Below are 13,844 nucleotides of genomic sequence, written 5' to 3'. Positions count from 1 at the left end.
TCTTCTACTGAAAATTACTGCCTTGTCAGCAGCTGCAGGAGCAGGATTGAACAGAAGCCTTCCAGTCTCAGCTTTCAATTTATGACCCTTAAGGTGACGTTCTAAATGTACAATTCGCACATACTTTTCTTTATAGGACAGGACAAGATAAGGTGATGTGAGAGATGGTACATAAAATGACTGCTATCATAATGGGAAGCTTTCTAATGGGGATTGGCATCAATGGCTTCATCATTCCTCATCATCTGCTGGATGGCGGTTTTATCGGGCTTGGCCTGATTCTGCACTATTATTATGATTTCCCCCCGGGCCTGTCTTTGGTATGCCTCAGCATCCCTGTTTATACAGCGGCCTGGTTTTATCACCGCAAGTATTTCTTTTACAGTTTGTCCGGTCTGCTGGCTTCCTCTATTTTTATTGACCTCTTTGAACCTATCAAAGGAACCATGCCGCTGGAGATACTGCCAAGCGCTGTTATTGGAGGAATACTGGTCGGCTGCGGAATCGGACTCATGCTCCGGTATGACACAAGCACATGCGGCTCTGATCTGCTTGCACAGCTTCTCTCAAAAGCATTTTCTGTCAATGTGGGGCTGATCATCTTTATGATGGATGCACTGATTATTTCATCAGGAATCAAAGCAGTCGGATGGACGCATTTTTTCTATTCGTTCCTGACCATCATCAGTGTGGCAATCCTGACGATCATGATGAATCAGGGCCGGCATTCAGCAGCAGGGGCATAGCCCCGGCAAACTGGCTGGGGGAGCCTGTATCAGGCTCCCCCAGCCAGTTTGCATACATAGACTAAGGATTCAGACCGGGCAGTCAGCGCCCTTTTGTCCCAGCCTCCATAGACCTGGACTATCTCCAGGCGGCAGCTTTCAAGCAGCCGTTCCATCTCCTGCGGATATGTATATCTCAGAAAAATATTCTTTACTGTCTCTTCCAGATCGCTCCTTCGGATTGTCTGGTAATGCTGGATCTGTGTTAACTTGTCGTATTTGCTTATCGTAGAAACCTTTATTTGCTCCCCGCTTTTTCCAGTGATGGTTTTCCAATATTCCTCTCCTTCAGGCTGAAGCAATTCTTCTGCAGAAGGAAAACGGGTATCGAAGATAAACAGCCCGCTTTTGTCCAGATGGTTTACAACGGCTTCCAGCAGTCTGTTCTGGTCTTGATTGGTCAAAAAATGCTGAAAGGAATTGCCGGACATGTAAACTAGCCCAGACTTCAAATCCAGATCCACCGATCTTACATCCCCGCAGATCCATTTGATGGGAAGCCCTTTCGCTTTTTCAGCCGCCCTGCCGAGCATGCCTTTATGTATATCGACGCCTGTCACTTCAAAACCCTTTTCAGCCAGCGGGATAGCGAGCCTCCCTGTCCCGCATGCCAGGTCGATGACCGGCCCCCTTTTACCTTCCAAAAGCTCCAGCAGCAGATGCAGCTCCCCTGTCCAGCTGTTCTCAATATCATATAAAACAGGATCTTCATATTCTTCAAAGTTATCCATTTTCACGTCCGAACTCCTTTTTTTCCTTAATTGTAATGGGACATGCGTTCTTCTGCCACTCATTTCGTTTTTATACAGAAAAAGCCGAGGGAGCCCCCCGGCCTTTCCAATCAAGCTTCTGCTTCAATTTTATTAGCAGCATCATTATAAGCTGCAGTATCAATGTCCCCAGTCAAACGGCTTGTGAGAATGCCGGATGTCATGCTTCCGGATACATTGACCGCTGTCCGCCCCATATCAATGAGGGGCTCGATGGAAATGAGCAGGCCTGCAAGCCCTACCGGCAGATTGAGTGCTGAAAGGACAAGCAGTGCCGCAAAGGTAGCTCCGCCGCCTACGCCTGCTACGCCAAAAGAGCTGATGGCGACGATGGCGATGACAGACAGCAGGAATGACGGTGAAAGAGGGTCGATCCCTACTGTAGGCGCAATCATGACTGCCAGCATCGCCGGATAAATTCCGGCACATCCGTTTTGGCCGATAGTAAGGCCGAATGAACCTGAGAAGTTGGCTATCCCTTCAGATACCCCGAGTGACCGCTGAGTTTTAATATTCAGCGGCAGTGCTCCAGCACTCGTCCTGGATGTGAAGGCAAAAGCCAGGACAGGGAAAGCTTTTTTCATGTAAGTGACAGGATTCAGGCCTGCCAATATCAGCAGCAGCAGGTGAATCAGGAACATAACAATGAGAGCTGCATAGGAAGCAACGACAAATTTGCCAAGATTCAGGATGCTATCAAGATCGCTGGTAGCCGCGGTCTTTGCCATGATGGCCAGAACCCCGTATGGCGTAAGGCGGAGAATCAATGTAACGACCCTCATGATAATGCTGTAAAAAGAATCTACTATTCTCGCAAAAAGCTCCGCATGCTCAGGTGTTTTCCGTTTTACGCCAAGATAGGCAATCCCCAGGAAGGCGGCAAATATAACAACAGAAATGGTGGACGTAGGCCGCGCACCTGTGAAATCCAGAAATGGATTGGCAGGCAGAAGATCCAGTATTTGCTGCGGGAAAGTGCGGTCCTGAATTTCCCCGTACCGCTGCTCAAGCTGTTCAGCCCTTGCAGATTCCGCTTCTCCCTGTGTAATCTGCACTGCCTCCAGATCAAAGCCAAGCGCGGCAGTGATGCCGACAGCAGCCGCAATTGCCGTGGTCCCAACCAGGATCCCAAGGATCAGGGTGCTGATTTTTCCAATATTATTGGTCAGCTTCAGTTTCGTAAAAGCAGCCAGGATTGAAATAAAGACGAGCGGCATGACAATCATTTGCAGAAATCTGACATATCCTCCCCCGGCAAGATTGAACCACTCAGCCGACTCGGCGATTACTTCCGAACCGGATCCGTAAATGAACTGCAGGGCAAAGCCGAATATAATCCCCGCTCCAAGTGCAGTGAATACACGCTTGGAGAACGATATATGTTTTTTCTGCATCACATATAGCCCATAAATCAATAAAAGCATAATGGCAATATTCACTATAATATATACCGCAGACATACTATCCCTCCTAATATTTTCTATAAACACACTTTATTTCATATATTCCCATCTGTCAAATCGGGATTGCCTGGATATCCTCCTTTCTTGCAATATATTTTAAAGCACTTCTTATATATGAGCTCTTGCGCAAATATATGCGCACTGCAGCTTGGTTAAGATTGCTTCTATCTAAGAGGACTACTATATAAAAATGAGGCTGGGACAGCAAACAAGCACCCTCAATCTGCAGGCAGAACCTGCAGCCGGGGTGCTTGTTTGTCTGTTCTTATTTTTCAGGAATGAGAATCTGCCCAACCTTGCCGATTTTGAGGAGAGTCTGCATGATTGCCCTGGACAGCTGGCTCGGCTTGTAAGGCTTGACCAAATAATCATTCGCACCAAGCGAAAAGCCTTTTTCTTTTTCATCAAGAGCCGTGGAAACAATGATAGGTATGTTCTTAAGCCTGTCATTTTCCTTTATCTGCTCCATGATCCTCCAGCCATCCACCTGTTCTTCCTCCAGCATGATATCAAGCACGATCGCATCAGGTGTATGGAGGGCAAGAAAATCCAGGGCTTCCTGTCCCCTTTTATAATGAACTACCTGGAAACCGCTGTCAGACAGCTCCTGGATAATCAGCTCCGCCAGGCTTTGGTCATCTTCCACTACCATAACGCGGTAGCCTTCTGCAGAGGCTTTCGGCACTGATATAGCCCCTGGTTCCTCAGCAGTTTCAATCAGAGGAAATGAGAGTGTGAAGATGCTTCCTTTTCCATAACTTGAGGCAACGGAAATGCTGCCGCTGTGCGCCTTCATGATTTCCTGGACAATCGAGAGCCCGAGCCCTGTACCGCCGATCCTTCTCCTGTCGGAATTATCCACACGGTAGAATTTGGTGAACAGTTTATCCAGCGCATCCTCCGGTATACCGAGGCCCTTATCTTCCACTTCTGCCAGAACAGACTTATCTTCCTGATAGAGCCTGATGATTATATCCCCGCCGCCTGGAGAATATTTGACAGCATTGGAGATCAGATTGGTGAATACCTGCTCCACCTTGCTCTTATCTCCCAGGATCACATCATTTCCTATAGAACGGTCATCAATTTTTATCTTGTGGATATCTGTATTGATCTGCTGTTTTTCTATAACCTGCTCAATGATTGGCAGGAGCCTGAGATATTTCTTCTCATATGTCTGTTTTCCGGCTTCCATCCGCTGGACATCAAGGAAATCATTGATGAGGGAAGTCAGCCTCCTGGCTTCATTATAAATGGTCGTCAAATATTTTTTCTGCTTATCAGGCTTCAGCTCTCTGTTCAGCATCAGTTCGGTGAAGCCGAGGATGCTCGCGAGCGGTGTGCGCAGCTCATGGCTGACAGTGCTCACAAACTCAGACTTCATTTGATCGACTTCAAATTCTTTTGTTATGTCGCGATGCACCAGCACGGTGCCGATCCTTTCATCTTCCTGCCCGAGGCCTTCGCAGTACATTTTGATGACCTGCCCCGTTTGCTTCATTTGATAGATGATGCTCTCCATCTCACAGCTGTCACTATGAACCGCATTTTGAAGGAAAGCCAAAAATTCATCAGGCTGCTCAACCTTATTTGCCATTTCGGCCGACCAAATTTCCCATGGGAGATTTTCCAGCCTTCCGGCAGCACCCGGGCAGGTGAACATCTCTTCCAGCTGGCGGTTCGCCTGCAGGATGGCCCCTGAGCGGCTCACCATCTGGATGCCCTCCTGGACTGTATTCAGGATATCTTTGTTAAGCTTCCGTTCTTCCTCTGACTGGCTGTATAAGCTGATATTGTCCAGACTGATTCCTACCTGCCTGGATAATGCTTCATATTCATCCATCTGCTTCTCCGAGAATGGAGATCCGAAGCGGCTGAACAGCATCACTGCTATAACCTCGTCCTTGGAGGAAATGACTGGCAGATATAAATCATAGCTGTAGGACACTTCCTCATGATAACCCTTTTCTCCAGCCAGCAGCTCCCTTTTTATGGCAAAGGATTTTTTTGACTGGATCAGCCTTTCGTGAAGCCCGTTTTCAATGTGGTCCATAAACTGCTCCACACCTGATGCTGAAATGGCGTAAGCCGCTGCTGCCTTTGTGTTCAGAAGTCCGATCATCCCTCTATCGGCACTGATGATTCCGCACATATTGACCACAATGCTGTCAAGGATGCTCTGAAGGTCCAGGGAGCTGGAAATTCCATTCGTCAAGTCATTCCTCCGCTTCAGCTTCAGCTCGTTCTCGCGCAAAGCTTCGAGCATCTCCTCCAGCTCAGTCTGCTGGGCCTGGAGCTCATCCTGCTGGGCGAGCAGCTCTTCATTCTGGGCAGTCAGGTCCTGTTCTTTGTCCTGCACACTCCAGACCATTTTCTGGAATGCGACCGATAATGCGCCGAGTTCATCCTCTCTGCTGGATTCGACGGTTATCACTGCTTCGCGCCCTGCCGCAATCTCATTGGCAGCAGCTGCAAAGTCAGCAAGCGGCTGTCCGACTCTACGGAACATTACCCGGGTAATCCGTGCCAAAAGGACAAGGATGACAAAGCTGAATAAGACAAAGCCCATCTGGATATAAGATTGCTTCTCCATCAGGCCTTCCGCTTCTTCATTAAGCTGGTCATTTATTCCCTGCAGATATTTAAGCGAATCATCCTGGAAAGTATTTACCCTCGCAGTCGCTCCGGTGCTTGCCAATCTCTTGACCTCTTCTATTCTCCCGGTTTCAAAATAGTTTACCGTAGCAGGCAGTTTTTCAATAAAATAGTAATCAATAAACTCCCTTACTTCTCTCGCATATGCCTTATCATCCTGGGAGGCAGCAAGTTCATCCAGCTGCTTCCCCATCTTTCTCAGCTCCGGCTGCTTTGACTGTGCGCTGATCCTCATATCATCGTTGTCAAATGCCAAATAGCCTCTTACATCGAAGAATACACGATTGAAGGTACTGTCGATTTCCTGGACGAGCGCTTCCTTTTTAACGAGTTCAGCCCGCTTTTCATTATAAGAATCGCTGAGGTTCTGCTGCAGGATGACCAGCACAATCGTTCCGGCAATGAAAAAGAAAATAAAGACACCCATTAACCCGGCAAACTGCCTCGATAGGCTCTTTTTAAAATAATCATTGATTTTCATTCAGTATTTCCTCTACCTTTTCAAGGAGCTCCAGCGGGCTGAACGGCTTGGCCATAAAATAATCGGCCCCTGCTTCCAGCACCCTGTCCTGCTCAACCTGCTGGCTTTTTGCTGACAGCATGAGAATCTTGACATGATTTTTTTCACTATTGGCCCTTATCTTTTCGATGACCTCAAGCCCCGTGTATACAGGCATCATATAATCAATGATCAGGAGGCTGTAATCTCCTGACTGAAATAAATCCAGCGCCTCCTGTCCATCTGCTGCCTCATCCACTTCGAAATCGCCGTCTTCCAGCGTATCCACAATCAGCATTCTCAATATATCTTCATCTTCTGCCAGTAAAATTCTGTTCATTTCGCTCCTCCTCCAGCAGCTGCTTTACTGAATGCATCTTTCATGATCCAGTAGGACTGCTTTAGCCTTTCATGGTATTGCGGCTCCTCCCAGCTTTTCCAGGAATATTTGAAAGAATCTTCTTCCTTTATTACTCCATCAGTCATTGCCGGAGCGGTGCCTGCCAATTTTCCATTTTCTGTGACGGCTGCACCTATTGTGATAGACTCGATGATGCTGCTTCCGGATAGGCCGGATTGCCAAAGGTCTCCCTGTATTTCCCGGCTGCTTGGATCCTTTACATTCAGGAGCAGCCACGGAATCCTCAGCTCCAGCGTTTTCCTGTCATCACTTATACTTATATCGGTCAGGGAGTTGAAATCTTCACTTTCCGGATTGGCATTGCCGAACATAAGTTTCCCTGTTTCATAAGAAGAAAACGGAAGGGTTTTTCCGGTAGATGGAATCGTCAGTTCTTTATTCAAAGCCAATCTGATCGGATGGAAAATCCCATTATCCTTTTGAGCTGCATATGGTCTTTCCGGGAGCATATTCAGCAGCTCTCCGTACTGATAATAGAAAGTGTCATAATAGCTGTCTACCATCATATTCGATGTATCTTCCCCTGTAAGATTAATAGAATAATCGACCCCGAAATCGGCAGCAGCTTCAGCTTCGTTTCCAAGCGGGACAGTTCTCTGCCCCTGATCCTTGATAGTATCAAGCAGCAGATGCGTGCTGTCCCTTCCCCAATCCAGAGGCCTGCTGTAGTCGAGGCGGAGATAAAGGTATTCTTCATTTGATGCCGCATATAAAGCCTTTATTGCATCTTCTTTTTGGCTGCTTTTAAAGAGGGGCTCTGCACCAAGCTTATCCCAATCGCCTGTAAGACCATCCGGATAGATGCCAGCTTCATATTTGCCGGGCTCAAACGCCAGCAGCCCAAAGTGCTGCTCGTTCGTCTGCATATTGGACCAGAACGGCCGCCTGTCAGGATTGTCATAATCCATCGTATTCCAAGTACGCTTGAACCACTCATCCTGCCAAGTAAATACAAGGCCGCCGGCGTAGCCTTCATCCATAATAGATTCGAAGAGGCGTTTGTTTATTTCCCCCTGCTCTTCTTCCGAATGATGCCCCTGGTCCATCCCGTCTACATTTTCATGAGTCATTCCCCTTGAAGCAGGAACGCCGAACTCAGCCACCAGGACTGGCATAGAGTGGACCTTTTTTAAATCATTCAGATATCCGGCATAGTTATTTTTTTCTCCCTGTGAATCTATATAATTCACATACTTCTTTTCATAATTCAGGAAATCGGGATAGTAAGGATAGATATGGTAGGAAGCAAACATCCCGGCTATAAATCCTTCCGCCGGCAGGATATGATTCGGATCCACCACTGCTTTGTCTTCATCCTCCGAAGGCTCGGCCGGATGGTCCAGAAGATCAGTGGTCACCCAGTTTGTAAAGCTCATTGTATGCTGCCATCCATATTGCCCTGATTCGTACTCTGCCGTATAATCCATCATCCGGGCGATCCAGCCTTCGAACGGGGAGGCATTTTCAGTCTGAAAATATTTCCCGGAAAAAGAGCCCTTCCCTTCATTGCCTGCATTTGTCTGTAAGACTGCTTCAGGATCCCACTCGATCCCGATCATGAATCCCAGCACATACTCCGATATATCATACTTATATTCCCCTGAAGCATGGCCCGGCCGTTCCGGCAGGCTTGCGTTTCCGTGGATAATATCCACCATATGCTTCAATTCAGTTTTAAAATCATCTGTTACAAGTCTGCTGTAGGCATTTTGTTCACTGACAAGATTCTCTTCGTTCACCCACGCTCCATGGAATAAATACAGCGGGTGTTCAGCAGTTTGATTATATTCATAAAAAGCTTCATAGAAACCTGGCGGATGGAGGGTATAAACACGTACGGCATTACTGTTCATGGCTCCTATTGCCTTGAACCAGCGGAGATATTCATCTTTCGTAATGGCCGTTTCCCCTGGAAAAGAGCCTGGCTTTGCTATGCCCATGTTAACGCCTTTAATCAGGAGATTTTCCCACTTGCCGCCTTTACGGACTTGAATATACTCGCTTCCGGTCCTGCTGTTCGTTATGATCCCGTTCTGCCCGGCAATTTCCGGCTTTTCCTGCTCATGATGCAGGCCGGTGCCTCTTTCCAGGATTGTTTTCATCAACGGGACATACGTATTCCAATAGAAAGAATCCCGTGAGCTGAAATTCCCTTTCCAGACATCGAGACCCTTTGTCTGATAAATACCGGGAACCTCCGCTTCATCCGCAAAGTCACCTGCAAAATAATAGGAAGAATATTTTGCATTCACATGCTGGATGACAGCCGGGATGACGGATGGGATCCCGTATCCCTCCAGTTCTTTTTCTGCTTCCTTTTTAAGGGGAAGCTGATAGGTTGCCAGTACTTCCTCCTGGTTATTCGCTTCAACAATATCAAACCAGTATGAATAGCGGGACTCCCCCTCTGCACCCAGCTTCTCAGCCCCTGCTTCGGTGTAGCTGAAAAGGGCACCTTCTCCCTCGAGGTCCTCTTCGCCGAATACCACAATATGATTGTCTTTGTTGACCAGTACAAGGCCAGGGCCTTCATAATCCCAGCTCTTTTCCTGTTCCTTCACCCAGACAGGGACTTCATCAGATGACAGGTCAGGAAAATATCTGCCTATCCAGCCGCTCCAGCTGATATTCAGGAGCGAGGTGATTTTCTCCCGGGCAGCATCATCTGTCGGGTCTGCAAATGTATTGAATTCAGCAATCAGCGTCTTTCCTTCTGAATGAATAAGGGCATCCCTTAGCCTGTCAGCCTCTTCAGCCTGAAGGCCACCATAGATGCTGTCCGATCTTTCGCCCAGACTGTTGCTGCCGAAAAATTCCTCTTCATACACACCGTATTGGTCAGCGAGATAAAAGACATCATATTTTTCAAGATTTTCCGGAAGCGGCTTTACTTTATATTCATCTTCCCCAAGCGGCTTAAACCCGCTGTAGTCGCTCTTTACCTCATAATGTTCGCCATTTCTTCTCTGCCATTTGCCATTGTTCAGAATCCAGACAAGGCCTTTATGCTCCCGGTAAGTTTCATCAGGCACGGTTTTATCAATGATCAATGCCTCTAGCGTCTTGTCCGGTGCAAGCTGCCACAGCCAGAAAGGACTTGTCAGGAGCAAAAGAATGCCGACGACCACACCGAATACGGCAGCCTGTGATTTCGTAAACATTTTTTTCATTCAGACACACCTTTTCGTTTCATTTCTCCCCAGCTCTTATCTCCCCTGATCAGCTTCCAGATGCCCTCGCACCTCCAAAATACTGTTAGAGGGCGATACCATAAGGTTTCTGTCAGAGAGTAGAAGAACAGCTTCAGCAAATCAGACACCTTCGGATACTTGCGCAGGCTCCATTCTTCAAGCAAAACCGCTGCCATTGAAAAAATAGAACCGTAGAGGCAGGAAAGCAGGAAGATCAGAATGGCAAACTCCAGATAAATCCCCCCAAGGAACAGTGACAGCACCACATAGGCATAGCCAAGCAGCTCGACAATCGGCCCGAAAAATTCGACAACCCAGAAATACGGGAAGGAGATGAACCCGATTGCCCCATATTTCGGATTAAAGGTCAGCTTCCGGTGAGTCCACAAACTTTCGAACAGCCCCCTGTGCCACCTGCCCCTCTGCTTCCTCAGGAAAGTCGCGCTTTCCGGCACTTCCGTCCAGCAGACCGGGTCGGGGACATAGACGATCCGCTTCTTCAGCCCTTTTTCTTTAATAAGCCGGTGCATCCTGACCACAAGCTCCATATCCTCGCCGACAGTATCGGTTCTGTACCCGCCTGCCTCCAGCACCCAACGTTTTGAAAAAACGCCAAATGCACCCGAAATGATCAGCAGCAGATTATGACGGCTCAGCCCGATGCGGCCCATCAGAAAAGCCCGCAGGTATTCAATGATCTGCATGATGACGAGCGGTTCCCTGGCAAGCCCTACCTTCAGCAGGTTTCCATCCTTGATTTCACAGCCATTCGCAATCCTGATGCTTCCTCCGGATGCAATCACCTCTTCATTCGAATCAATGATCGGCTTCATCACCTTAAGGAACGCATCATGCTCCAGGACAGAATCCCCGTCCAGGGAACAGATATAAGGATAATGGGAGATATTCAAGCCGGCGTTGAGCGCATCGGCTTTTCCTCCATTCTCCTTATCGATCAAGTATAAATTAGGCAGCAGGCGGGACTGGTAAATACCTTTAATCTCCTTTGTCTCCACCTGCTTTCTGACAGCCTTATCCACTTTTATCATTTCATAGTGCCCTATCATCTTTGCCAGTGTTCCATCCTTCGATCCGTCATTCACAACCAGAATCTCATACTCAGGATAGCTGATGCTCAAAAGGGACCTGACACTCTGGATGATCCCAGCTTCTTCATTATAGGCAGGGACAATGATGGAAACAGGCTTTGTATAAATCTCACTCATATATTCCTCATAGATCCGGTCGCGCTTAAGACGGTATTCCCTTCGCAGCTGAACCATCGAAATAGCAAGAACAACTGTGTAAAAAAAGATGACAATCACCATATAAACAGCGATGAACCAGCCAAAAAACAAAGCGGCATTCTCCCATAAAACTGCCAGCATCAGTGCCGCTCCCCTTTTTGCATCCATTCCCAAGCCATATCCCTGGCATAAGGATCATGCGAACTATCAATTACTTTCTGCAATATTTCTTTCCCCTTTGAAAAAGCCAAGATAGACTGGCCTGCCTGTGATCTTACATACCAGGATGAATCGTGCAGCATTTCTGCCAGCCTTGGGAGCAGCCCTTCGTCTTTTAAGCTGCCGAAAAGCTTGGCGGCAAGCATCCGTTCCTGCCAGCTGGAAGATTCAGCGAGTTCCTCATAAGGGGCTATATCCTCTGTATATCCTATTGAAGCTAATGCCTTCAATGCCCGGAGCCTCATTTCCCCCGCCTCGGACATGAACACCTCTTCCACAAAACGAAGATAACCAAGCTGCTTGTTGACAGCAATCACATCCAATACAGCAAACTGCAGTCTTTCCGGAGAAGTTCTAAAGCCTTCAACAAATCGGCCAAAACCTTTGTCATCAAGCCGGATTAGAATATTCCTGAGATCGAATTCCGAGAACGGCAAACTCCGGGAATCCAGCAGCATGAATAGATTCTCACTCTGGAAATCTGCCAGGATCTTGAAGGCCTGGACTTTTTCAGAAGTTGAGCTTCCCCCGCTTTCGGCAATCCGCAGTACTTCTCCCTCCAGACTTTTCAAATGGAAATCCTCTATATGATAAAGCGAATTTATCCGCGTACTCCACTTTCTGCTTTGAAGTCCTTTGGCATAATGGCCCCTAAGATAGGACTCTGCAAAAAAAGAAAGATTTTCTTTTTCCTGCTCCCCTTCAAGGATATCCGCATAATGACCGAGGAGCTCCTCAGCAGCCAGCAGGCTTGCCCGGTCAGCCAGGGCAGCTTCCTCCAGCTGCTTCCCTTCATATAAAAAAGAAAACAGCGGAAGGTTCAGTTTTTGCTTCCAATCTTCAACCTTCCGCCTTGCTGTTATTTCAAAAGCTTTTCTAATCACGAGATACACCAGTATGACTGTCAATATTCCTGTAATGGAAAGGGCCGCTGCAGCGAGAACAAACAGTTCCTGATCTAGTCTCATTATGACATCCTCTGGATCAGGCGATGAATTCTTGCCTGCAGCTCAGTGATGCTGAACGGCTTTGTCACATAATCATCTGCCCCCAGCTTCAGTGCCCTGGCAATATCGTATTCCGTTTTTCTGCCTGTCAGCATTAAAACATGGACGCGGCTTGCATTCCGATTTTCCTTCACCTTCTGGAGAACTTCCGTCCCATCCATTACAGGCATGATTCCGTCCAAAATAAGGAAATGCTCCCCTTTCTGCTCCATACGGCCGGATTGAAGGAACTTCTGTCCATCCTCATACACCTGGATATCCAGGCTGGTATGCTCGAATTCCATGGATTGCAGGATTTTCATCAGCATGGTCCTGATGATTGCATCATCATCAATGACAGATACATTCAGAACCTTCCTTGAATGGCCGCCGATCAATTTATTGGCACTTTCCACCCTGGCCCGGCCGTTCCGTTTTGCTTCATATAAAGCCTGATCAGCCGTCTTGATTGCTTCTGCCACAGTAGCAGAAGGATCATGGACCATATATACACCGGCCGAGAAGGTCATTTTCAATTCCGCCCCGCCCTCTATGAACGTTCGGCTTGAGAAGCCGGAAAGTAGCCTTGAGACGACCTCCTTGCTGTCATGGTCATTGGTGCGCGGAAGCAGCAGGATGAATTCCTCTCCTCCATAGCGGAACACTATATCTCCAATCCTGACATGATCCTTCAGATACTGGGCAAACTCCGACAGGATACGGTCTCCGGCCGGATGGCCGTACATATCATTCACCTGCTTGAAATGATCCAGATCAAGGACGGCAATAGAAAAATACTGATTGCTCCGTTCTAGTTCTTTTAAATACCGTTTAAGAGAATCCTTCAGGAACCTGCGGTTGTATACCTGCGTCAATTCATCGATCAGGACAGACTGGTCAAATATTTGTTTCCTGTCCAAATGCCGCTCTACCTTTATAAGGAATTCTTCCAGGTCAATAGGTTTGGAAATAAAATCATCCGCCCCCAGCCTGTAAGCCTTTATTCTCGTTTCTCTGTCATTCATTATGCTGATCATCAGCTTTGGTATAAACTTTTTATTCGTATGCTTCTGAATATCCTCAAGCACATGGAACCCGCTTTTGCCCGGTAGATTAACATCGATGATAAGACAGTCGGGATTCATATCAAAGAATTGGTCGACAGCTTTTTCAGGCTCGGTATTTGCCATAACCATCCAGCCCTTGCTTTCCAGTGCATCTTTAAGGAGGATCAGCATGGATACATCATCATCAATCACCTGGATCAATGGCATATTTTCATCCCTTGGAAGACTCTGTTTCTCCTCTTCTCTTTGGAAATGTTCATATTCATAGCTCAGGCCCATCAGTTCATATAAAAAATCCCGCAGCTCCCGGTTTCCCCAGATTTTTTCGCTGCTCTTTTCCACCTGGTCCATCAGTTTGCCTGCCACCTGATGGAGTCCGACAAGCTGCAGAGTTCCTGCTGTCCCCTTGATGGAGTGAAGGAAACGGTAAACATCTTCGTTGTTCACAGGAGTTTCCGCTTCCTGTTCAAACCAAAGAGTCATTTGATTCTTAATCTTTTGAAACAATAAAGTTTTGTATTTATCAAGCTTCATTAAATGC

At 47.3% G+C, this 13,844-nt stretch carries 9 protein-coding genes; 1 reads left to right on the top strand and 8 read right to left on the bottom strand.

Annotated features, from left to right (window positions below):
* Nucleotides 1–164: 164 nt before the first annotated feature.
* The gene (locus Q9R36_RS21420) at nt 165–746 is read left to right on the top strand and encodes a YitT family protein (protein ID WP_396137132.1); all 582 of its coding nucleotides are present in this window, start codon (nt 165–167) and stop codon (nt 744–746) included.
* Between the two features lie 29 nt (nt 747–775).
* On the opposite strand, the gene Q9R36_RS21415 is transcribed toward Q9R36_RS21420, so the two are convergent.
* From Q9R36_RS21415 to Q9R36_RS21380, 8 genes are all read right to left on the bottom strand, one after another.
* On the bottom strand, nt 776–1,516 hold the full coding sequence (locus Q9R36_RS21415) for a class I SAM-dependent methyltransferase (protein WP_165352674.1): 741 nt from the start codon (nt 1,514–1,516) through the stop codon (nt 776–778).
* A gap of 110 nt (nt 1,517–1,626) precedes the next feature.
* On the bottom strand, nt 1,627–3,015 hold the full coding sequence (locus Q9R36_RS21410; RefSeq protein WP_094768364.1) for an L-cystine transporter: 1,389 nt from the start codon (nt 3,013–3,015) through the stop codon (nt 1,627–1,629).
* Nucleotides 3,016–3,283: 268 nt separating this feature from the next.
* Nucleotides 3,284–6,154, bottom strand: coding sequence for a hybrid sensor histidine kinase/response regulator (locus tag Q9R36_RS21405; RefSeq protein ID WP_009795030.1), 2,871 nt, complete (start codon nt 6,152–6,154; stop codon nt 3,284–3,286).
* Nucleotides 6,141–6,512, bottom strand: a complete 372-nt coding sequence (locus Q9R36_RS21400; protein ID WP_311225854.1) for a response regulator transcription factor — start codon at nt 6,510–6,512, stop codon at nt 6,141–6,143. Before Q9R36_RS21400 ends, Q9R36_RS21405 begins: the two co-directional genes overlap by 14 nt.
* The gene (locus Q9R36_RS21395) at nt 6,509–9,763 is read right to left on the bottom strand and encodes a hypothetical protein (RefSeq protein WP_253616488.1); all 3,255 of its coding nucleotides are present in this window, start codon (nt 9,761–9,763) and stop codon (nt 6,509–6,511) included. The genes Q9R36_RS21400 and Q9R36_RS21395 overlap by 4 nt, the downstream gene beginning before the upstream one ends.
* Entirely contained in the window at nt 9,760–11,172 is a 1,413-nt protein-coding gene (locus Q9R36_RS21390; RefSeq protein WP_022543525.1) for a glycosyltransferase family 2 protein, read from the bottom strand. The genes Q9R36_RS21395 and Q9R36_RS21390 overlap by 4 nt, the downstream gene beginning before the upstream one ends.
* Complete coding sequence (locus tag Q9R36_RS21385) at nt 11,172–12,218, bottom strand: HEAT repeat domain-containing protein (RefSeq protein WP_009795026.1); 1,047 nt, start codon at nt 12,216–12,218, stop codon at nt 11,172–11,174. The genes Q9R36_RS21390 and Q9R36_RS21385 overlap by 1 nt, the downstream gene beginning before the upstream one ends.
* A complete protein-coding gene (locus Q9R36_RS21380; protein WP_248137760.1) occupies nt 12,218–13,837 on the bottom strand; it encodes a diguanylate cyclase in 1,620 nt (539 codons plus the stop codon). The genes Q9R36_RS21385 and Q9R36_RS21380 overlap by 1 nt, the downstream gene beginning before the upstream one ends.
* Nucleotides 13,838–13,844: the final 7 nt, after the last annotated feature.

Source organism: Bacillus sp. AG4(2022), from assembly GCF_031844465.1.
Lineage (GTDB): Bacteria > Bacillota > Bacilli > Bacillales > Cytobacillaceae > Bacillus_AB > Bacillus_AB infantis.
This window is presented reverse-complemented; position numbering and strand designations above follow the sequence as displayed.

Bases quoted from the DNA above. Each gene is read 5' to 3' on its own strand.
- Q9R36_RS21420 (WP_396137132.1), top strand. From the start codon at position 165: ATGGTACATAAAATGACTGCTATCATAATGGGAAGCTTTCTAATGGGG.
- Q9R36_RS21415 (WP_165352674.1), bottom strand. From the start codon at position 1,516: ATGGATAACTTTGAAGAATATGAAGATCCTGTTTTATATGATATTGAG.
- Q9R36_RS21410 (WP_094768364.1), bottom strand. From the start codon at position 3,015: ATGTCTGCGGTATATATTATAGTGAATATTGCCATTATGCTTTTATTG.
- Q9R36_RS21405 (WP_009795030.1), bottom strand. From the start codon at position 6,154: ATGAAAATCAATGATTATTTTAAAAAGAGCCTATCGAGGCAGTTTGCC.
- Q9R36_RS21400 (WP_311225854.1), bottom strand. From the start codon at position 6,512: ATGAACAGAATTTTACTGGCAGAAGATGAAGATATATTGAGAATGCTG.
- Q9R36_RS21395 (WP_253616488.1), bottom strand. From the start codon at position 9,763: ATGAAAAAAATGTTTACGAAATCACAGGCTGCCGTATTCGGTGTGGTC.
- Q9R36_RS21390 (WP_022543525.1), bottom strand. From the start codon at position 11,172: ATGCTGGCAGTTTTATGGGAGAATGCCGCTTTGTTTTTTGGCTGGTTC.
- Q9R36_RS21385 (WP_009795026.1), bottom strand. From the start codon at position 12,218: ATGAGACTAGATCAGGAACTGTTTGTTCTCGCTGCAGCGGCCCTTTCC.
- Q9R36_RS21380 (WP_248137760.1), bottom strand. From the start codon at position 13,837: ATGAAGCTTGATAAATACAAAACTTTATTGTTTCAAAAGATTAAGAAT.